Genomic DNA, 20,754 nt, shown 5'->3' with positions numbered 1-20,754 from the left:
CACACAGGCCGACGAGCGAATGCAGCGCGCGCGTGATATCCGGTATCACGCTGCAACGCCTATATCGGCGATCGAACATAGCAACGCAGAAATCGAACTTTGGGCGTTTCGACGTCATTGCTACCATCGGCGACCCGACATATCCGGTCACGACAACAATGACAACACAACGATCGCAGCGCCCTTCTCTTCGCCTTGGCATGATCGGCGCCGCCGTTGCCAGCCTCGTCGCACTCGCGTCGTGCGGCGACGACAATTTGCCCAGCCCGACGCCCGCACCCGTAGTCGCGCAGAAACGCCCGAACATTCTGTACATCATGGCTGACGACCTCGGCTATTCCGACATCCACGCGTTCGGCGGCGAGATCAACACGCCCAACCTCGACGCGCTAGTGCAATCGGGCCGCATCCTGACGAATCACCACACGGGCACCGTCTGCGCGATCACGCGTTCCATGCTGATTTCCGGCACCGACCACCATCTGGTCGGCGAAGGCACCATGGGTGTGCCGACCGATGAGCGCAAAGGCCTGCCGGGTTACGAGGGCTATCTGAACGACCGCGCGCTCTCCGTTGCGCAGCTGCTGAAGGACGGCGGTTATCACACGTATATGGCCGGCAAATGGCATATCGGCTCGGGCATTGTCGGCAGCACGACGGGCGGTGGGCAGACGCCCGACCAATGGGGCTTCGAACACAGCTATGCATTGCTCGGCGGCGCCGCGACCAATCACTTCGCGCACGAACCGGCGAACTCGCAGAACTACACCGAAGACGGCAAATACGTGCAGCCCGGCCAGCCGGGACAACCGGGCGGCGCGGGCGGCAGCCCAGCGGTGTTCTATTCGACCGACTTCTACACGCAGCGCCTGATCTCGTACATCGACTCCAACAAAGGCGATGGCAAGCCGTTCTTCGCCTATGCGGCCTACACGTCGCCGCATTGGCCGCTGCAAGTACCCGAGCCTTATCTGCATAACTACGCCGGCAAATACGACGCCGGTTACGACGCGATCCGCAACGCGCGCATTGCGCGGCAAAAGGCGCTCGGCATCATCCCGAACGACTTCGTGCCGTACGGCGGCGCGTCGGAAACGCTCGCCGCGACCGCGGCCACCGCGAACAACGGCACGGTGAACGCGAAGTACGTGAGCGCCGTGCATAGCGCGGCGCAAGGCTATACCGACTATGGTCCGGGCACGGTGAACAAGACGTGGGCGAGCCTCTCGCCCGCCGAGAAGAAGGCCCAGGCGCGCTATATGGAAATCTACGCGGGCATGGTCGAAAACCTCGACCACAACATCGGCCTGCTGATCCAGCATCTGAAGGATATCGGCGAGTACGACAACACGTTCATCATGTTCCAGTCGGATAACGGCGCGGAAGGCTGGCCGATCGACTCCGGCGCCGACCCGACCGCGACCGATACCGCCAACGCCGCCGACCCGGTTTATTCGGCACTCGGCACCGACAACGGCAAGCAGAACGCGCAACGTCTGCAGTACGGCTTGCGCTGGGCCGAGGTGAGCGCCACGCCGTTCCGTCTGACCAAGGGTTATTCGGGCGAAGGTGGCGTATCCACGCCGTTGATCGTCCATCAGCCGGGTCAGACCACGCAGAAGCCGACGCTGCGTGACTTCACGCACGTGACCGACAACACCGCGACGTTCCTCGCCGTCGCACAGATTCCGCCGCCTACGCAGGCCGCGCCGGCGCTGATCAATACGCTGACCGGCGTCGATCAGAACAAGGGCAAGGTGGTCTATAACAATCGCTACGTGTATCCGGTGACCGGACAGTCGCTGCTGCCATTGCTGAACGATCAGACCACGAGCGCCGTGCACACCGCATCGTTCGGCGACGAAGCCTATGGCCGCGGCTATCTGCGCAGCGCCGACGGCCGCTGGAAAGCGTTGTGGACGGAACCGCCGCTCGGTCCCGTGGACGGTCACTGGCAACTGTTCGACATGAGCGCCGACCGTGGCGAAACGCAGGACGTGTCGACGCAGAATCCCTCGGTGATCGACGGTCTCGTGCAGCAGTGGAACAACTATATGAGCAGCGTCGGCGGCGTCGAACCGTTGCGTCCGCGCGGTTACTACTGAGCACGCAATGACCGTCAGATTCAAGCTCAAAAGCAACGCGGCGCTGTACGGCGTCTACGCGGCGATCGCCACGGTCGCCTTCGCCGCTGCATTTACCGCCGCGACGGCCGCTTCGGCGGTCTTTAGCGGCGGCAAACAAGGGGCATTCGACGAACTCAATGCATCGCGTCCGTTGGCCGCGCTCGGCTCCGAGCGGCAATGCGAGCGTTACGCCGGCCTGCCCGCGCGCTGGCGCGACGATCCGAAAGCCGGCATGGTGCATCTGCATGGCGGCGACTTCGTGCTCGGCAGCAAGCTCGGCTACGAAGACGAGCGTCCGGCCGGCGACGGCAAGACGCGCGTCGCGGGCTTCTGGATCGATCAGACCGATGTGACGAATGCGCAGTTCGCGGCATTCGTGAAGGCCACGGGCTACGTCAGCGATTCGGAGCGCCAAGGCGGCGCAGTGGTATTTCATACGCCGACACGCGACGAGATGAATGCACGCGATCTCGCGTGGTGGACGTGGGTGAAAGGCGCCGCATGGAATCATCCCACCGGACCTGGCAGCACGCTCGAAGGCCGCATGAACCAACCGGTGACGATGGTCACGCAAGCCGATGCGCTCGCCTACGCGCGCTGGTTGGGCCGCGATCTGCCCACCGAAGCCGAGTGGGAATACGCGGGCAAGGCGGGCCGCGAAGGCGCGGAGCTCGATACCGCTCCGCGCGATGAACACGGCAAGCCGAGCGCGAATTACTGGCAAGGCGTGTTTCCCGTGCTCAACACGAATGAGGACGGTCACGTCGGCCTCGCGCCCGTCGGCTGCTATGCCGCCAACGATTTCAAGCTCTACGACATGATCGGCAATGCGTGGGAATGGACCAAGGATGCTTATAGCGGTCCGCACCAGTCCCACACCAATGGCGATACCGCGGCGGTCGCGCCGCTCAGCCGCAAACACGACACGCCGATGGTCATCAAAGGCGGCTCGTTCCTATGCTCGCGCGACTATTGCGTGCGCTATCGGGCGGCGTCGCGCGAACAGCAGGAAGCGGATTTGCCGGCGTCGCATATCGGTTTTCGCACGGTGTTGAGGGATGCGTCATGAAGTCACGGTTATTCGCAACGGCCGTGCTGCTGGTCGCCGCTTCGATGGTTCAGCACGTGCAAGCTGCCGCTTCGCAAGTCATCAAGATAGGTGTGAGTGCGGGCGCGCATGCCGAGATCATGGACGAGGTGCGCCGCGTCGCGGCCAGTCGCGGACTCACGCTCGACGTGGTCGTATTCGATCAGCCCGAGCGTATCGACGCCGCGCTTGCCGCGAAGCAGATCGATGCGGCGAGTTTCGAAGACGAGGCCCGCTTCGACGCACAGCGCAAACAGCACGGCTTTGCGCTCACGAGCGTCGCCACCACCGTGACGTTTCCCATCGCCTTGTACTCGCGCAAACTGACGAACCTCGGCCAACTGCAACGCGGCGCGACGATCGCCATTCCGGATGATCGGGAAGGCACGGCGCGCGCCTTGATCCTGCTGCAGAACTTCACGCTGCTGACGTTCAAGGACACGGCTGGCCTGCACGCGACGCTCGCCGACATCACGAGCAACCGGCTAAATCTGCGGATCCGCCAGGTGCCGCGCGCACGTCTATTCGACTCATTGAACAGCGTGGCCTTCGCCGTGATAGATAGCGACGACGCGGCGCGCGCGGGTCTTTACCCGGCGCGCGACAGCCTCGGTCTCGAAGATGCCCGCTCGCCTTACGCCAACGTGTTGACGGTGCGCGATTCCGACCGCGCTCGGCCTTGGGTTGCGCAACTGGTGGCGGCTTACCATTCGAACGACGTCGCGCATTTCATTCTGACGCGCTATCAGGACTCGGTGCGCCGGCCGTGGTGAACGCTTTCTCGTTCGCGTGCACGGCGTGCGGCAAGTGCTGCAATAGTCCGCCGGCCATGTCGTTACCCGAGCTGTTCCGGCATCGCGACCGGTTCATCGGCTGCCTTGCGATCGGCCGCGTGCCGCGCAGGCGCATCGGTGAGCGGGTGCGCGTCGGCCGGCACGAAGCCGTGCTCGACGAGGCCGATATCGCCGCCTTCGAATCGATCGCGGACACCCTGCTCCATCGCGCGGGCGACACCTTCAGCATCATGACGCAGGGCTACGATTACCCTTCTCTGGCGCGCTGTCCCGCGCTCGCCGATGATGGACGCTGTGCGATCCATCTGAACGGCAAGCCGGTCACGTGTGAAGTCGTGCCGCTCGATCCGCTCGTGCCGGATACGCTGCAACATCTCGTGCTGGCCGGCCGCAATCAGAGTGCCTCGTACCTGGGCGCCGACTGCATTCAGGAAGGTGAACGCGCGGACGCCGCACTAATGACCGCGGAAGGCGAGATAAAAGACGCGAATGCGAGGAACGCTTTGGCGCGTCGCCGCCGCGCGCTCGAAAAAGAACGTGAGGTGTGGGGCCGTGCCGTATTCGAATCGCTGCGCAAAGATCTGTTCGACTCGCCCGCCGCGTTGGCGCGTATTCCGCCGGGCGGCTTTCTGACGATCTCGATCGTGCCGGCGCTGTTGGCCGTGGCCAGTACTTCCGCGCGCTGTCGCCAGTTGTGTCTCGACTATATCGACAGCCAACTCGCGTTGATCGACCGCAGTATTAAGCAAGCGCTTTTGCGCCGCCGACTGGACGATCGTCCGGTGACTCAGGAATTGCGCGGATTCGCTCATGCGTATCAACGTGCACAAACGCTTCTTGGCACACCACTCCCTGCCATGGAAGTGGAAAGCGGCACTCCCTCTTCTCTATCACCTATCGAAGCCTATCTCTCTGGCGCAGATCGGTAATCAAAAGAACCGTCAGAGTTGCGTATCCAGCAGCGGCACGAACTTTTCGATCAGCTTTTCCGTAAAGGGCCGGTGCATCCATGCTTCGAGCGTAACCTGCTGCGACTTCTTTAGATCCTCGGCAAAAACGGCGGTTTGTTGCTTCGCGAAGTCGCGGTCGTAGATGTTCAGATTCGCTTCGTCGTTGAGCTTGAACGAACGATTGTCGAAATTGGTCGAGCCGACCGAAACCAGGTATTCGTCCACCACCAGCAATTTGCAGTGAAACATGGTCGGCTGATACTCGTACATTTCCACGCCCGCTCTGAGCAGATCGCCCCAGCACGCGCGCGACGCTTCGCGCACGGTATGCGTGTCGATCCGTTTGCCGGGCATGATGATCTGCACTTTCACGCCGCGTTTCGCCGCCTCGACAATCGCGTTGATGGTCAGCTTGTCGGGAACGAAATAGGCACTCGCCAGATGAATGGAGTGCGTGGCTGCCGTGATCGCCATCAGATACATTAACTGCATGTCGTCGCTGCCGCCCGAGGGCGAACTGCTGAACATATGCGCGAGGCCGTCGCCCATTGACTCGACATCGGGAAAATAGCCGGGACCGTGCAGCACATTGCCGGTTGCCTTGACCCAGTTGTCCATGAATACGGCCTGCATATGGCCGACCACCGGACCCGCCACGCGGAAATGCGTATCGCGCCAATGCTTTTCATTCTGTGCGTGGCCGGTCCACTCCGGCGCAATACCCACACCACCCGTAAAGCCGATATGCCCGTCGATCACCAGCAGTTTGCGGTGCGTGCGATCGTTCATGCGGCCAAGGCCGGTCCAATGGGGCTTGTGATACTGAATCACTTCCGCGCCGGCATCGCGAAGCAGATCCAAATAGCGCTTATCCATTTTCGACGAGCCGACCCAGTCGAGCAGCACGTGCACCGCGATGCCTTCGCGCGCTTTATCCGCGAGTGCCTGCGCAATCTGCTCGCCAATCTCGCCGGACCAATAGATGAAAGTTTCAAACGTGATCGTTTGCCGTGCGGAACGGATGCCTTCCAGCATCGAAGGAAAAATGTGGTCGCCGTTCAGCAGCATCTCGAAGCGATTGCCCGAGATGACCGGCGGCCCGAGCAGCAAACCCATCGAGCGAAGGAATTGCGGATCGTCGCTCGCATAAAGGCGTTCGATCTTATGTTCGATCTTCTTCTCGCCGCTCGATAAATTGGCAATCACCAAGATGATGACGAGCGTGACGAAGGCGGTAATGGAAATCGTCAGCATGCGTGGCCTCGATGCTAATCGGCGGGACGCGTCGGATGCGCGTCCTGCGGTTTGACGAAGACTCCGGGCCTCAGCCCCGGCTGTTACGACGAACGCAGGACGCATTGCGCGTGCCCGTTGCAGGCCCGCACCTTGCTACTCAACCTCATTACCTGACCAGCGAGAACGCTTCCCGGATGGCTATTTCACCCGCGCCATAGACACCGACTACCGTATAGTCCGACGCTACGCATTCGAAGGTGGACTGCTGAAACGTGATGACAAAATGGCGCAGCGCGGGTCCCGTCGATGCGACCGCCGCAAGCTCGGCGGCAAGCGACGAATTCATGACTTCATGAACCGAGTAGCTAGTGAGACCCTGCGAGGCGAGCGGATGGATCTCAAGATCGCCGTCGCCGGGCGGACCCAGGCGATGAAATACCGTGTCCGGAAATAGCACGGCGCAAAATGGGTCGTCGTCGGGATCGAATGGTCCGAACCGTTCAAAGTCGGATTCCGCAATCGGATAAGAGAGAATGACCCGGCGGTCACTCGCGACGATGAAGGGTTCGCCGGCATCTTCTGCCGGATGAGGAACGGAGTCCAGCAGGACGACCTGGTCTTCCTGCTGGGGTGTTTCAAGCGTACTGGTCATCTACTTCACGACTCGGTTACGCTCATGCACCGGCTGACGCCGGCGCGGCTTGCGGTGTGGCCGCGACAGTCGCCGCGACGGCTTTTTTGGCTGCGGTCTTGCGCACAGGTGCTTTCCTGGCTGCTTTAGTCGCGGCGCTCTTCTTCGCGGCCGGCTTTGCGGCGCCTTTCTTTGCCGCTACTTTCCTGGTGGCCGCCGTGGCTTTCTTTGCAACTGTCTTTTTGGCCGCGCCGGCTTTCTTTGCCACGACTTTTCGGGCTGCGGCTTTCTTGCTCACTACGCCGCTGGTTGCCGCCGACTTCACTTTGCCGGCCTTCTTTGCGGCTTTGTGACCAGCATCCGCAACGCTTGCCGAAGCGCTATCGATCAGGAATCTGGTGCGGTCCTTTACCGTGGCGAGCCATGCCGGCGCCGGGCCGCGGCCGCTCCAGGTCGCGCCGGTTTTCGGATTGATGTACTTGGGCGGTTGCGCGCCTTTCGGCTGACCTTTGCTGCCTTTCGCATGGGTGACAGCCGCCTTGGCCGCCGACTTCAGTTCGCTCGCGCCTTCGACCAGGAACTGTGTGCGGTCTTTCACGCCGGCAATCCAACCCGGCGCGCGGCCATGACCCGTCCAGGTCGCACCGGTTTTATGGTCGCGGTACTTTGCTATTGCCTTACCGGAGCTGCCGGCTTTCACCTTGCCATTGCCATTCAGGCCTCTCGCGGCGCGCCGGGCTTTTGCCTGGGCTTCGATATCCGCGGTAGTCAGGCCATGTTTGAGCATCAGGTCACGAATCTGGTCGACCGCGACTTGCGCTTTCCTGGCAATAAGGACGTCAGCTTGCGCCTGAAGCTTTTTAAGCTTTGCTTGGATTTGCTCTAACGTGGGCATTTGATTGCTCCTTATGTGGTAATCGATCGAACTATGCCACGAATGACGCGAGAAAGGCAGATCGGCGTGGCTATAAAAACACGAGTCGGAGTCGATCATGCATCCGGTGGAGTACGAACTTTTTGGGTTCTTTACTCCGTTGCCGCACTTTTTCTGTCTTTTCCTTTGCCACTCCCCCTTCTCTTCTATTGTCTTTCCAATTGTTGGGCCGGCGATCACATCGGCGTAAACACGACGGCCTGACGGTCGGCGATATACCGCACACTGCGCATGAACCGGTACTGCTGGTCATCCGCGGTAATGCGGTTGAGGCCCATCCGGGTCAACGACAGCATCTCGTCAGCCTGACAGGCGGCCACCACACCATGCTCGGTCAATTCCTCCAATGCGCCGGACGGGTCGCCGACATAAACACTGCGCACATGCGTGCCGACTCGCATCAGGACCACGCTTTCGCCTTCGTCGAGCGCCAGTTCGAGATAGCCGGCAAGCGCTCGTAAGGACTCCGGCGTCGACGCCCGGGACTGATAGATCGCAGCATTCGATGGTGTCATTTTCGTTTCCCCGTCACACGCATCAAGAAAGGCAGCCGCTGTGCATCGCGGCATTAGTCGCTTCTACTATAGGCAAGCATTCGAAGATTCAAAGGACAGCAGTACATTTTTTATTGCTTTCGTACGTTTGCGCCGGTCATTTTTTATAAAAACACTTTTTGCCTGCCAGGAAATCCAGGTTTCCCGAGATGCAACGCGCTAGCCCGAACCTCCGTAACCCCGCGTTACCAATCTCGCAGCGCTGTTTCACCTGTGTCCGGACCACCCTCCTACACTCCGAACCGTAACTCGACGCAAAGCTCTGGAAAGCTCGCAAGGGCGAACCTGAGGCAATCGGAAGCATCGCACTTCGATATGCAAGGAGAAGGCAAATGAACAAGAAGATTATCGGCGCGGCATTGGGTCTGGCAGTACTGGCGGCATCGTCGGCGGCCTCGGCGCACGTGGATGTGGCCGTCGGAGTCGGCATTCCAGTCGGCGTGGTTGCAGCGCCGCCGCCTGTTTATGTCGCGCGCGATCCGGCGGTGGTCCCGGTTGCCTATGGCGGTGACGGCGACTGGCGCGCACGCGAGTGGCGCGAGCGCCGTGAATGGCGGGAACGCGAATGGCGCCGTGAGCATTGGCGCGAACACGAATGGCGTGAACGGCACTGGGGCGGCTATTGAAATGACGCCGAATAGCGCCACGTTAGAACACCTCAATTGAACGGGTACTTTTCAGATGAAAGCGGGTTACATCAAAACCGCCCTCGCGGCGGTCGCACTCACTTCAGCAGCGGTCGGCACGGCAAACGCGGCCGGCTGCATGAAGGGAGCGGTCGTAGGCGGAGTGGCGGGTCACTATGCCGGACACCACGCGGTGGTCGGCGCGGTCGGCGGCTGTCTGGTGGGGCGGCATATGGCCAAAAAACATGCGGAAGAACAGGCCGCGCAACGTCAGCAAGCCAGAGTGGAATAACCGGGGTTCGGGGCGCTGGCGCCCCGTTCAGGCGATTCGCAATCCGTGCGTCGGCAGAATCTCCTGCGTGGTCACGAAGCGGTGCTGCTTGACCGCGTCGTGAAATAGCCGGTAATCGCTTTTCTCAAAGGCGTCCGTCCATACCGGCTTGTCTCCGGTGTCGTCGTCGAACTTCAAACCGGTGGCCAGGAACTTCCAGGAGCCGGGACCTTTAGGCACGTATTCCGGAATCGACTCTTTCAAACCCGGAATACCGCCGGCCTTCACGACGCGGCAAATGTGCCGCAAGCGATCGTTGTCGTCCTCGAGCCGGTTCGTATTGAGCAGGTTCGTGAGCACGTCTCTCACATCGTCCGGCATGCCGGGCAGGTTCTCGAAATCTTGCCGCCCCGCCAGATAGGCGCGCACCGCGCGGCATGCCATCTCGGCCGCTTGCACGAATTCCGGCAGATTGTGTCGTTGGACGAACTCGTTTCTACCGTCGATGTAATGCCATTTTGCCCACGGCTGGTCAGGATAGTGCAAGGCAGCGCCATGACCGACCGGCAACGCAACGGTCAGCACATCCTCTTCGATGTGCTCGATCAGGTGCTCGCTGGCGAGCCTGAGTTTGGCGAACCAGCCTTTGCGCGTACAGTCCTGGGCCTCCAGCAGATGAACCCGATTCCATGGACTTTCGATGCCGGCGAAGCCCTGATGCGCCCATGTATCGACATAGGTGTGAAGCGTCACGCCCAGCCGATGCAATCCTGTCTCGGTGTCCCGGCGCAGGATCGCGCGCCGCACCACCTCGCGCGCGACCGCGCTATTCGGGCGGCACACGGCCTTTTCGTGCAACGTCGAACCAACGGCGGCCGGCAGAAAATGAAAGGGCGTCCACACCAGCCGGTTTTTGTCGTCCTCCGTGGTGGCGTAGTCGAATAACTTGTGCGCGGTGGCAAAGCGTTCGAACGTCTCGCCGCCCTTGAAGCGCAAAATGCCCGCGGTCGTCGCATCGTCCACGTATTGGCAGGCATGCGCCACGGTGATCGCGTCGCCGGCCGGCATGCCGGCCACGCGGGCGGCAATATAGACGACACCATAATGAAAGTCGATATTCATGGCAGGCGCTCCTGACGCGCGACGAATGACGACGGGGGATTCTGGACTGCGCGGCGAGGTGGATGCCGCGTCGGCGCGTGAGTAGATAGTAGACGACCGAACGCGCCGGGACTTTAAAAAACCGCACGCCGCCCTGCTTCATGCGGAGTCCGGCCCATACACGCCGCTCCACTAAGTAGACTTGTGACAATCGGGCGCTGCATTTACCCGTTTTTATTATTTGCACTGTCCGGCGGCTCAGCTATGCTGTGCCATTGGAAACTATTCGTAATGCGAAAGGGCATAACCGGGCCGCACCACTCTCCAGTCCAAACCTTCGGGCAGTACACGCTAACTCAAAGGATAAATCCTGTGAAACTCGACAATTGGAAAGAAGGCGCAAGTCCGGAACGGCGCAAGCTGCTACGCAGCAAGCTTCACGTCCTGCTGGCCACGATCGGCACGCTGGCGTCCGTGGTCGGGATCTGCGTGGCCATTAACGGCGGACTGGAATTCAATCGCACCAAAGTTTTCATCGGCGTCGGCATTACTGTCGTCTCCACCATCATTTATATCTCGATGCTGTTCGCGCCATCCGAGTGAATCCGGCCTTCTCCCGTTGCGCAAAGGCGCCGCCATCCAGTCGGCGGTTACGACAGGTGGGTAATTTTCAGGCGGCTATTCCAACGCGAGTTCAGGTATTCGAGTGCGAGCCGCCGGTGGCAGTGGTGTGGTAAATGTTCACTGCAAAGCAGGCAGGCCGAGCGGAATAGATCGACGTCCAGATTGCTTTCCACCCGGCGCTTTGCGATCAACTCGACGTAAGCCGCCGAGAAATCGTCCCACGTCAGTTCTTTGGCCTTGTAGCGCTTGAACAAATCGGGCTCCGGAGCCAGGTCGGGCATTTCCTCGTAAGCAGCGCCGCACAACTTGTCGAGAAAGAAAGGCAGATCCTGTTTTTTCGCGAAGCCGGCAAGTTGCGACGTATTGCTCAGGCGGATGTCGAGTACCGTCCGCACCTGTGCGTTTTTCAGCAAATCGAAAAATTCCTGGGCCGTCTTGCCGGTAAATCCGATGGTGGCCACCTGCACGGCATTGGTTTCACGTTTCATCTCGGGAGTACCTCGCAGCGGGCAGACGCAGTGCCCGGAAAAAGAAAAGCCCCGCTGCGATATCCGGAGCGGGGCTCAGTCTCAATTCACGTCGCGCTGGTTTACTTGACGATACCGACCAGTTCGACTTCGAAGGTCAGGTCGCTGTTCGGCGGAATCACGCCGACGCCGCGATCGCCGTAAGCGGTCGCTGCCGGGCAGGTCAGTTTGGCCTTGCCGCCCACCTTCATCTTCTGCACGCCTTGCGTCCAGCACGGAATCACGCGATTCAGCGGGAACGTGGCCGGGCCGCCGTGTTTCGCCGAGCTATCGAACTCGGTACCGTTGGCGAGCGTGCCGCGGTAGTTGACCTTCACGACATCTTCTGCGGCCGGTTGGGCGCCAGTGCCTTGCGTCAGGTGTTCAACCACGACGCCGGAAGGCAGTTTTTCGGTGGTGGGCGCGGCGGCCATTGCCGTCGAAGACAGAAGAGCTGCTGCGACCAATGCAACGATAGATTTCAAAGCGAGTCTCCAGATGGGTAGTGCGCGTCATTGTAACGGATCGCATGTGACGCACCAGCACTGCTGGCTTGCATGGACGAAGCTGTACTGCGGACGCCGGCTATTACGGCCCGTTCATAAGCGAGGCGGCCCGTTTCACGTTACTGAGCGCGGGCATGATCGCACTGTTCCGAGCGACGCCCGCGTCGCAGCGCAACACTTTGAGCGTGGTGCAGCCTGTTGCTTCGAATTGACTTACGGCGAGCGTTTTTAGTCAGTCCAGACTTTGTACCGCGTAGGCTCCCGTCGTCGCCTCGCCGCGCGCGTTGAAGTCCGCGAGCACCGTCTCGCGTTCGCGGACATCGGCCAGCACGGCCGGATCGAGTAGTGCGGTAATCACTTGTTCGCGCTCGCGGCTCGCTTCCGCCACCACGTCGCCAGACGGGCTCCAGATTGCGCTCGCACCGCACGTGGCCCAACCGCCGGTCGTGCCGATGTGATTCGACAACAACGCGTACACGGTGTTGTCGAATGCCCGCGCGGGAAACCAGATGCGCGACTGGTGGTAGCCGGTCTTCACGCTGAAGAGCGCGCTCACCAGATACGCGTGCGCGCCGTTGACCGCCGCAAGACGCGCGTGCTCCGGAAAGGCGGAGTCGTAGCACACGCCGAGCGCGAGACGCCATCCGTCGATTTCAAGCATGCGGCCTTGCGTGCCCGGCCGATAGATCTTTGCTTCGCTGCTGTACAGGTATTGCTTGTGATACGGATCGAGTCGCTCGCCGGAACGGCTGAACACCAGCGAAGAAATATGCAAGCCGCCCTCGCCGCGCGTCGCCGCGCCGACGATCACGGCAATCTCGCGCTGCCGGCAAATGTTCCGAATCGGTTCGAGGCGTGCGTCGTTTGCGTCGAACGCGTATTTCGCGGGGTCGCCGGCGATCAGGCCGGGTTCGTAGCCGCTCAGGAATTTCTCGGGAAAAACCACCAGTTTTGCACCGGCGTTTGCGGCCAGAGCGGTCAATTCGACCGTTCTGGCGATGTTGGCCGTGACGTCACCGGAGACCGGTTGAGCTTGCGCAGCCGCGATTCGCAATGAAGTTTGCGGCAGCAATGCCTGTGTGTGATTCAACGCGCACTCCGTGATGAATGAACCGTTGCGATGCGCCCGCCTACGTTCAACCCCGGATATAGGCGGGCAACGCCTCGGCATTTAAACACGAGCAGCACGCCGCGTGTAAGTGCGAAGATGCGTGGTGAACCACCTGTGCGGTTTGGCGGTCGACATAGAAGACCCCCTCCTTCGAGTTGTTCGCCGACACGCGAATCCGATGCTAAAGAGCGCTTTTCGATGACCGAGCCGGCTGATTCCGACGAGACCACGGCCCCGGCGCCGTCTGCTCTTCCGGAGCGGCGCCGCGCGCCCCGGCCGCGCCGGATTCCGCGCAGCCGCGAGCAACAGGCGCGGCTCGACGCGCGTGAGCCGGCGTTCGAGCCGCTGCCTTTTTCCATCGACGAAACCGCTGCACAACGCCCCTTTGCCGTAAAACTCGCCGAGTGGTTCGACGCGCGCCGTTGGCAGCCATTCGAGTTTCAACGCGAGGTCTGGCAGGAAATCGGCCGTGGCGCGAGCGGTTTGCTGCACGCCACGACCGGCGCAGGTAAAACATGGGCGGTATGGTTCGGCGCACTGGCCGCTTTTGCCGCCCTGCCAACCACGCGCAAACGCACGCCCCGCACACAGCCGGAGCCGCTCACCGTGCTGTGGATCACACCGATGCGCGCGCTCGCTGCGGACACCGCGCGCGCGTTGCAAAGTTCGGCCGCGGAACTCGCCGTGCCGTGGAGCGTCGGGTTACGCACAGGCGATACGTCGTCGGCCGAGCGCGCGCGGCAGAACCGGCGCATGCCGTCGGCGCTGGTCACGACGCCTGAAAGTCTCTCGCTCATCCTCACTCGCCCGGATGCACGCGACGTGCTCGCGCACGTGCGATTGGTGATCGTCGACGAATGGCACGAGTTGCTCGGCAATAAGCGTGGCACGCAGACGCAACTCGCGCTCGCGCGTCTCGCGCATTGGCGGCCTGAATTGCAGGTATGGGGCTTGTCGGCGACGCTCGGCAATCTGTCCTTCGCCGCCGATGTCTTGCTCGCGCCCGTGAAGACGCCACGCGTGAGCGTGCATGGCGCGCTGCCGAAAGCACTGATCGTCGATACGGTGATTCCCGAGACCATCGAGCGGTTTCCGTGGGGCGGCCATGTGGGCATGCGCCAGGTCGGCGCAGTGGCCGAAGCGATCGGCGAGGCTCAAACGTCGCTCGTGTTTACCAATACACGCTCGCAATGCGAGGTCTGGTATCAGGCGCTGCTCGAAGCGCGGCCCGAATGGGCCGGCCTGATCGCGCTGCATCACGGCTCGCTCGATCAGGAAGTGCGCGAATGGGTCGAGCGTGGCCTCAAGAGTGGCTTGTTGAAAGTGGTTGTGTGCACATCGAGCCTCGATCTGGGTGTCGATTTTCTGCCGGTGGAGCGCGTGTTCCAGATCGGCTCGCCCAAAGGCGTCGCGCGTTTGATGCAGCGCGCGGGGCGTTCGGGTCACGCGCCGGGGCGGCCGTCGCGTGTCACGATCGTGCCGACGCATGCGCTCGAACTGGTCGAGGCCGCCGCCGCGCGCGAGGCTGTCGAGAAGCGTCAGATAGAAGGACGCGAGACGCCCGAGAAACCGTTCGACGTGCTGGTGCAGCATCTCGTCACCGTGGCGATCGGCGGCGGTTTCGACGCGCGCGAACTGTACGGCGAGATTCGCAGCACCTACGCCTACCGGCAGCTGACGCAGGCGGAGTTCGACTGGGCGCTCGGCTTCGTCGAAGGCGGAGGAACGGCATTGCGCGCCTATCCTGACTACCATCGCGTGGTACGCGAAAGCGACGGCCTGTACCGCGTGCCGCGAGAGGATCTGGTGCGAAGGCATCGCAACAACATCGGCACGATCGTCGCGAACGGCACTTTGAACGTCGCTTATCTCTCGGGCGGACGGCTCGGCGCGATCGAGGAATCGTTTATTTCGCGGCTGAAACCGGGCGATATTTTTACCTTCGGCGGCCGTGCACTCGAATTGATCCGCGTGCAGGATATGACCGCGTGGGTTCGGCGCGCGACATCATCGCGTGGAGCCATGCCGCAATGGGCGGGCAGCCGCATGCCGCTGTCCTCCGAACTCGCCGACGCCACGCTGACGATGCTCGCACGCGCGGCCGGCGGCATCTACGACGAACCCGAAATGCGTGCCGTGCGGCCGCTGCTCGAATTGCAGCAGAAGTGGTCGGCCTTGCCCGAGCCGGGCGTGCTGGTGGTGGAGTTAGTGAAATCGCGCGAGGGACACCATTTCTTTTGCTATCCGTTTGCCGGGCGCACGGCGCATATCGGTTTGGGCGCATTGCTCGCATGGCGCGTCGCACGCGAAAAGCCCGGCACGTTTTCTATTTCGATGAACGACTACGGCTTTGAATTGCTGTCCGCGCAACCATTCGATTGGGCTGCGCAACTCGAAAGCGGTTTGCTCTCGCCCAAAGAACTGGATCACGACATTCTCGCCAGTCTCAATTCTTCGGAACTCTCGATGCGGCGCTTTCGCGAGATTGCGCGCGTGTCGGGGCTGGTGTTCCAGGGGCATCCAGGGCAGCAGAAAAGCGCGCGGCAATTGCAGGCGTCGAGTGGCCTCTTCTACGAAATCTTTCGCAATCACGATCGCGGCAACCTGTTGCTCAACCAGGCCGACGACGAAGTGCTGCTGCAGGAACTCGACGCCCGCCGCATTCGCATTGCGCTCGAACGCATGAACGCGAGCCGCGTGGTCGTCACGCGACCGAAAAAGCCGACGCCATTTGCGTTTCCGCTGATCGTCGGACGCCTGCGGGAAAAGGTCAGCACGGAGAAACTCGCGGATCGCGTCGAGCGGATGCTCGCCGAACTCGAGAAGGCGGCCCGCACATGAAGCCGGCATCGTTGCCGGTGGAGATCGCCGGGCATGCTCTTGTGCTGTCGAGCTTGCGCGCGATGTTCGATCCGGCGCTGCGCTGTCTGTTCGTCGCCGATGCGCATTTCGGCAAGGACGCGGTGTTTCGCGCACGCGGCATTCCGGTGCCGATCGGCTCGACCGCCGACAACCTGATGCGCCTGGATATTCTGATCGCCGAGTTCGAACCGGCCATGCTGGTGTTTCTCGGCGACCTGCTGCATGCGCGCGAGTCGCATGCCAGCGAGACGCTCGACGCATTGCATGTCTGGCGCGCGCGGCATGCGGGGCTGCGGGTTGTGTTGGTCGAGGGCAATCACGACCGGCATGCGGGCGCGCTGCCGGCGACGCTCGACGTCGAGTATGTGCAGGAGCCTTGGCGTGTGGGGCCGTGGGCGTTGTGTCATCACCCGCAGCGGGTGGAAGGTGCGTATGCGCTCGCGGGACATATGCACCCGGTGTATCGGATTGCGACGCGCAACGATTCGGTACGGGTTCCGTGTTTCCGGTTTGGGACGGCGTGTGGGGTGTTGCCTGCGTTCGGGAGTTTTACTGGAGGCGCGCGTGAGGATGGTCGCGTGGCCGGGGAGAAGGTTTTCCTGGTGGTGCAGGAGAAGGTGATTGAAGTGGTGTGATGCGGGACTTCGTTCTGATCTCTTGAGCAACTGGTTCGTGGAGGTTGAGGGTGGGAGCGAGCGGACGGGGGTCGTTCGCTCGCTCCGTTTGGCATCGGTAGGGAGGCCGGTCTCCCGGCCTCCGTGCGATGAAGGAGCGTCGCTCCGTTAGTGGTTGCCGCCGCCGTGGCCTCCTCCTCCGCCGCCTCCGCCGTAGCCGCCACCGTGGCCGCCAAAGCCGCCACCGAAGCCGCCGCGGCCTGAGCCGAAGCCGCCGCCGAAGCCGCCGCCGTGGCCTTGGCCTCCGTTGCCGGAGCCTGGGCCGTTACCGCCGCGGCCGTGGCCGCCGTTGCCGGGGCCGCCTGCGCCGGGACCGCCATTGCCCGGGCCACCTGCGCCGGGACCGCCATTGCCGGGGCCGCCTGCGCCAGGACCGCCGTTGCCGGGGCCGCCTGCGCCGGGACCGCCGTTGCCGGGGCCGCCTGCGCCAGGACCGCCGTTGCCGGGGCCACCTGCACCAGGACCGCTTCCGCCCTTGCCGCCGTTGCCGGGACCGCCGTTACCCGGGCCGCCTGCACCAGGACCGCCATTGCCGGGGCCACCTGCGCCAGGACCGCTTCCGCCCTTGCCGCCGTTGCCGGAGCCACCATTACCCGGGCCGCCTGCACCAGGACCGCCATTGCCCGGGCCACCTGCGCCAGGACCGCCTCCGCCCTTGCCGCCGTTGCCCGGCCCGCCTGCGCCAGGACCACCATTGCCCGGGCCACCTGCGCCAGGACCGCCATTGCCAGCGCCGCCTCCGCCAGGACCGCCTCCGCCCTTGCCGCCGTTGCCGGAACCGCCGTTACCCGGGCCGCCTGCGCCAGCACCGCCGTTGCCCGAACCACCTGCGCCCGGGCCACCATTGCCAGCGCCGCCTCCGCCAGGACCGCTTCCGCCTTTGCCGCCGTTGCCGGAACCGCCGTTACCCGGGCCGCCCGCGCCAGCACCGCCGTTACCCGGGCCGCCTGCGCCAGGACCGCCGTTGCCCGAGCCGCCCGCGCCAGGACCGCCATTGCCGGAGCCGCCATTGCCCGGGCCGCCTGCGCCAGGACCGCCATTGCCCGAGCCACCTGCGCCAGGACCGCTTCCGCCTTTGCCGCCGTCTCCGTGACCACCACTGCCGGGACCGCCCGCGCCAGGACCGTTTCCGCCATTGCCGCCGTCGCCGTGGCCGCCTTCTCCATGGCCACCATTGCCCGAGCCGCCTGTGCCGGGACCATTTCCGCCCTTGCCGCCGTCGCCCTTGCCGCCGTCACCATGACCACTGTCGCCGTGACCGCTAGCGCCATGACCGCCGTCGCCGTGACCACCATCGCCATGGCCACCATCGCCGTGAGCGCCGTCGCCGTGACCACCGTCACCATGGCTACCATCGCCATGACCACCGTCACCGTGACCACCGTCGCCGTGGCCGCCGTCGCCATGACCACCGTCACCATGGCCGCCATCGCCATGACCGCCGTCACCATGACCGCTACCACCATGACCACCATCGCCATGTCCACCGTCACCATGACCGCCGTCGCCATGACCGCTACCACCATGACCGCCATCACCATGGCCACCATCGCCATGACCGCCATCACCATGGCCACCATCGCCATGACCGCCATCGCCGTGGCCGCCGTCGCCATGGCCGCCATCGCCATGACCGCCGTCACCATGACCGCTACCACCATGACCGCTACCACCATGACCGCCATCACCATGACCACCATCGCCATGACCACCATCACCATGGCCACCATCGCCATGACCGCCGTCACCATGATGGCCACCATCGCCATGATGACCACCATCACCATCACCATCGCCATGACCGTGATGACCGCCGTGACCATGATGGCCACCATGGCCATGACCATGACCGCCGCCATCGCCGCCGTCGCCACCGTCACCTCCATCGCCGCCGGTGCCACCGCCATCACCGCCATCACCCCCTGTGCCGGTTCCGCCGCCGCCACTACCCGTACTGCCGGAGCCCAACCCCGACGAGCCGGAGTTAGCCCCACCATTCGCGCCGCTATTGCCCGCGCCCGTCGCCCCCACCGACGAAGGCCCGTTGCCGCCGCTGCCCGTAGCCGATACCGACCCACCCGCAGCCGCGGCGATTCCACTTCCACCAGGCATCACGAGGCTACCGATTTCCCGCTTGCACCCAAGCGAGTCCAGACAATCGGCCGGCAAGGCTTGCGCCAACATCATCTTGTTCGAGCTGACCGACGGCGCGGCCGACGCAGCCGGATTCGTTTGCGCACCCGCCATCGCCGCATACAGACTCACAGCAACTGCGAATACCGCCCGGCGCGTCCCCAGCGCCAGCGCGTCCCCGTTTTGCTTTTTCATTTCATTCTCCTAACTATATGCTTTGAGTGACCGGCCCTGGTAACAGGTGAATCTCTGTTCACTGTCAAAGATGAAACCTCAACGCCCAGTCGTCTTTGCCTCGCGTTACGCTAAAACCACATGACGCTCGGCCTCTCTCGCGCGGAAAACCCCGGTCCGATTCAACGTGATTCGAGAGAAGACAACTGGCTGTGCGCGAGCCTGTTTTTTAAAACCGCACAGCTGGGCCTGATGGACGTTGAAGTTATGCGGAGTGCCATTCAGTGACCGTGCGCTACCCCACGCAATGCGATATCACCGCGTTTTTTACGATTAATTGCGCAGCGGAACTGTCAAAGATCGTCAGTTACCGGCCTTATAAAGAGTCGAAGATTCGAGCCTTTAGATACGCAGTCCAAACTATTATTTTTTTACGTTTTCCTTAATCCGCTTGATCAGATGAATCAAGCCGATGCGCTCGAATGCTTCATATACGTGTGCATGCGAACACAAAAAGGAAACTGCCCATGCGCGAGTGAGGGCAATCACACAGACGGCACAACTCGGACTATTTACTCTGCACCATAATCACCTCCGTACTTCGGCACGGCGCAAAGACGTCGAGCGAACAGAAGCATTTCATCATCGGATCGACTACCCTTCCTCGCCATATAAAACTTGTGGCACGCACCGCATTCCAATTGCCGCGCGAATCCACCACCAATTCCTTTTTGAATTCGTTCGCGATGTATGCGCCATCGCACGGAGCGAGCGCGAATCCTGAATCGAGCGACAATACGAGCATCGCAATTTCATCGACAACAGGAGAACCGATGCTTCTATCCGAACAATGGGTGCTGGTCACGGGCGGCGCTCGCGGACTCGGTGCGGCGATCACGCGCGCGCTGGTGCGCGAAGGCGCGAGCGTGGTCGTGAACTACCGCAACAGCGAAACAGCGGCTCTCGCGTTGAAAGAGGAATTGGGCGATCGTGTGCTGCCGCTTCGGGCGAACGTCACGGACGCGGCCGCCGTCACGCGCCTGTTTGAAAAAGCACAGGTGCAAACCGGGCAACCCATCGTGTCGGTAGTGAACAACGCGCTGGCCGACTTCCAGTTCGACGGCGACGCTCGCCCGAAAATCGACTCCATCGACTGGGCGCGTTTCCAGCAGCAACTCGACGGCTCGCTTAAAGGCGCGCTCAATACGATTCAGGCGGCGGTCGCCGGCATGCGTTCGCGAGGGTTCGGCCGCATCGTCAACGTGGGCACCAATCTGTTTCAGAACCCCGTGGTTCCCTATCACGACTACACCGCGGCCAAAGCGGCGCTGTTGTCGATCACGCGCACCGCCGCCCACGATCTCGGTCCGGACGGCATCACGGTGAACATGGTGTCCGGCGGACTGCTGCGCACCACCGACGCAAGCGCGGCCACGCCGGAATTCGTCTTCGACCTGATCGCGAGCTCCACGCCGGTGCGCCGCGTCACGACACCGGAAGAGTTCGCGGATGCCGTTCTGTTCTTCCTGTCGCCGTGGTCACGCGCGGTGACCGGCCAGAACCTGATCGTCGACGGCGGCCTCGTGAAGGGCTGAGCGGTTCGCTCACCATTCGTGCGCCTCCCATTCGCGCGAGCCAAACCAGGAAGTGTCGCTGCGCACCCACCACGCCGCGGCACAACCAACACTTCCTGTCAGCATCTTTTTCCGAAGCATTTCCACCATCCGCGGCGCCGGGATGGGCTAGCGCCACCGCCAAGGCCCGCGGACGCTTGCCGCGCGAGCTCCTGCGCACAATCGGTAAAGAACGCGGGTTTACCTTTGTTTGACTTCAGGAGGCAGACTCGTTTACTGG

19 protein-coding genes are annotated in these 20,754 nt (G+C 62.6%); 11 read left to right on the top strand and 8 right to left on the bottom strand.

What is annotated here, in order from left to right; all coding sequences use genetic code 11:
- The first annotated feature begins 158 nt into the window (after positions 1–158).
- The 4 genes from P0D80_RS03055 to P0D80_RS03040 are packed head-to-tail and all read left to right on the top strand — an operon-like array spanning position 159 to position 4,936.
- A complete protein-coding gene (locus tag P0D80_RS03055; RefSeq protein ID WP_408281049.1) occupies positions 159–2,105 on the top strand; it encodes an arylsulfatase in 1,947 nt (648 codons plus the stop codon).
- Positions 2,106–2,112: 7 nt separating this feature from the next.
- Complete coding sequence (locus P0D80_RS03050) at positions 2,113–3,195, top strand: formylglycine-generating enzyme family protein (protein ID WP_408281045.1); 1,083 nt, start codon at positions 2,113–2,115, stop codon at positions 3,193–3,195.
- Positions 3,192–3,986 carry a MetQ/NlpA family ABC transporter substrate-binding protein gene (locus P0D80_RS03045; protein WP_408175010.1) on the top strand — a complete coding sequence of 265 codons (795 nt, stop codon included), beginning with the start codon at positions 3,192–3,194 and terminating at the stop codon, positions 3,984–3,986. The genes P0D80_RS03050 and P0D80_RS03045 overlap by 4 nt, the downstream gene beginning before the upstream one ends.
- Positions 3,980–4,936: a hypothetical protein gene (locus tag P0D80_RS03040; RefSeq protein ID WP_408175012.1), complete on the top strand. Its 957-nt coding sequence runs from the start codon at positions 3,980–3,982 to the stop codon at positions 4,934–4,936. Before P0D80_RS03045 ends, P0D80_RS03040 begins: the two co-directional genes overlap by 7 nt.
- A 12-nt stretch (positions 4,937–4,948) precedes the next feature.
- Here the strand turns inward: P0D80_RS03040 and cls are convergent, their stop codons facing one another.
- The 4 genes from cls to P0D80_RS03020 form a co-directional block, all read right to left on the bottom strand.
- Positions 4,949–6,211 (bottom strand): cardiolipin synthase, encoded by a 1,263-nt coding sequence (gene cls / locus P0D80_RS03035; protein ID WP_132377803.1) that lies wholly within the window; start codon positions 6,209–6,211, stop codon positions 4,949–4,951.
- A gap of 148 nt (positions 6,212–6,359) precedes the next feature.
- A complete protein-coding gene (locus P0D80_RS03030) occupies positions 6,360–6,845 on the bottom strand; it encodes a hypothetical protein (protein ID WP_408175013.1) in 486 nt (161 codons plus the stop codon).
- 22 nt (positions 6,846–6,867) lie between these two features.
- Complete coding sequence (locus P0D80_RS03025; protein WP_408281466.1) at positions 6,868–7,719, bottom strand: H-NS family nucleoid-associated regulatory protein; 852 nt, start codon at positions 7,717–7,719, stop codon at positions 6,868–6,870.
- Between the two features lie 215 nt (positions 7,720–7,934).
- Complete coding sequence (locus P0D80_RS03020; protein WP_132377807.1) at positions 7,935–8,273, bottom strand: hypothetical protein; 339 nt, start codon at positions 8,271–8,273, stop codon at positions 7,935–7,937.
- Positions 8,274–8,644: 371 nt separating this feature from the next.
- Between P0D80_RS03020 and P0D80_RS03015 the strand changes: the two genes are divergently transcribed.
- The gene (locus tag P0D80_RS03015) at positions 8,645–8,938 is read left to right on the top strand and encodes a hypothetical protein (protein WP_408281037.1); all 294 of its coding nucleotides are present in this window, start codon (positions 8,645–8,647) and stop codon (positions 8,936–8,938) included.
- A 55-nt stretch (positions 8,939–8,993) separates the two neighbouring features.
- Complete coding sequence (locus P0D80_RS03010; protein WP_132377811.1) at positions 8,994–9,230, top strand: hypothetical protein; 237 nt, start codon at positions 8,994–8,996, stop codon at positions 9,228–9,230.
- 27 nt (positions 9,231–9,257) lie between these two features.
- On the opposite strand, the gene P0D80_RS03005 is transcribed toward P0D80_RS03010, so the two are convergent.
- Positions 9,258–10,331 carry a DUF6765 family protein gene (locus tag P0D80_RS03005; protein ID WP_408281033.1) on the bottom strand — a complete coding sequence of 358 codons (1,074 nt, stop codon included), beginning with the start codon at positions 10,329–10,331 and terminating at the stop codon, positions 9,258–9,260.
- Between the two features lie 351 nt (positions 10,332–10,682).
- Between P0D80_RS03005 and P0D80_RS03000 the strand changes: the two genes are divergently transcribed.
- Positions 10,683–10,913: a DUF2964 family protein gene (locus P0D80_RS03000; RefSeq protein WP_132377815.1), complete on the top strand. Its 231-nt coding sequence runs from the start codon at positions 10,683–10,685 to the stop codon at positions 10,911–10,913.
- A gap of 47 nt (positions 10,914–10,960) precedes the next feature.
- On the opposite strand, the gene P0D80_RS02995 is transcribed toward P0D80_RS03000, so the two are convergent.
- The 3 genes from P0D80_RS02995 to P0D80_RS02985 all read right to left on the bottom strand — a co-directional run bounded on the left by P0D80_RS02995 (position 10,961) and on the right by P0D80_RS02985 (position 13,036).
- Positions 10,961–11,422 (bottom strand): DUF488 domain-containing protein, encoded by a 462-nt coding sequence (locus tag P0D80_RS02995; protein WP_132377817.1) that lies wholly within the window; start codon positions 11,420–11,422, stop codon positions 10,961–10,963.
- A gap of 101 nt (positions 11,423–11,523) precedes the next feature.
- Positions 11,524–11,925 (bottom strand): FKBP-type peptidyl-prolyl cis-trans isomerase, encoded by a 402-nt coding sequence (locus P0D80_RS02990; protein ID WP_041759096.1) that lies wholly within the window; start codon positions 11,923–11,925, stop codon positions 11,524–11,526.
- A 253-nt stretch (positions 11,926–12,178) separates the two neighbouring features.
- Positions 12,179–13,036 (bottom strand): carbon-nitrogen hydrolase family protein, encoded by an 858-nt coding sequence (locus P0D80_RS02985; protein ID WP_408281031.1) that lies wholly within the window; start codon positions 13,034–13,036, stop codon positions 12,179–12,181.
- Between the two features lie 219 nt (positions 13,037–13,255).
- Here P0D80_RS02985 and P0D80_RS02980 point away from each other — a divergent pair, with 219 nt between their 5' ends.
- The 4 genes from P0D80_RS02980 to P0D80_RS02965 all read left to right on the top strand — a co-directional run bounded on the left by P0D80_RS02980 (position 13,256) and on the right by P0D80_RS02965 (position 20,495).
- Entirely contained in the window at positions 13,256–15,898 is a 2,643-nt protein-coding gene (locus P0D80_RS02980) for a ligase-associated DNA damage response DEXH box helicase (protein ID WP_408281028.1), read from the top strand.
- Positions 15,895–16,554: a ligase-associated DNA damage response endonuclease PdeM gene (gene pdeM, locus P0D80_RS02975; protein ID WP_408281025.1), complete on the top strand. Its 660-nt coding sequence runs from the start codon at positions 15,895–15,897 to the stop codon at positions 16,552–16,554. The genes P0D80_RS02980 and pdeM overlap by 4 nt, the downstream gene beginning before the upstream one ends.
- Positions 16,555–17,682: 1,128 nt before the next feature.
- The gene (locus tag P0D80_RS02970; protein ID WP_408281023.1) at positions 17,683–18,951 is read left to right on the top strand and encodes a hypothetical protein; all 1,269 of its coding nucleotides are present in this window, start codon (positions 17,683–17,685) and stop codon (positions 18,949–18,951) included.
- A 782-nt stretch (positions 18,952–19,733) separates the two neighbouring features.
- Entirely contained in the window at positions 19,734–20,495 is a 762-nt protein-coding gene (locus P0D80_RS02965) for a 3-oxoacyl-ACP reductase (protein WP_408281021.1), read from the top strand.
- The last annotated feature ends 259 nt before the right edge of the window (positions 20,496–20,754 follow it).

Origin of the sequence: Paraburkholderia sp. RL17-373-BIF-A, from assembly GCF_046030175.1 — a bacterium.
Taxonomy (GTDB): Bacteria; Pseudomonadota; Gammaproteobacteria; order Burkholderiales; family Burkholderiaceae; genus Paraburkholderia.
The sequence above is the reverse complement of the archived record's forward strand: the minus strand, read 5'-3'. Positions and strand labels throughout refer to the sequence as shown.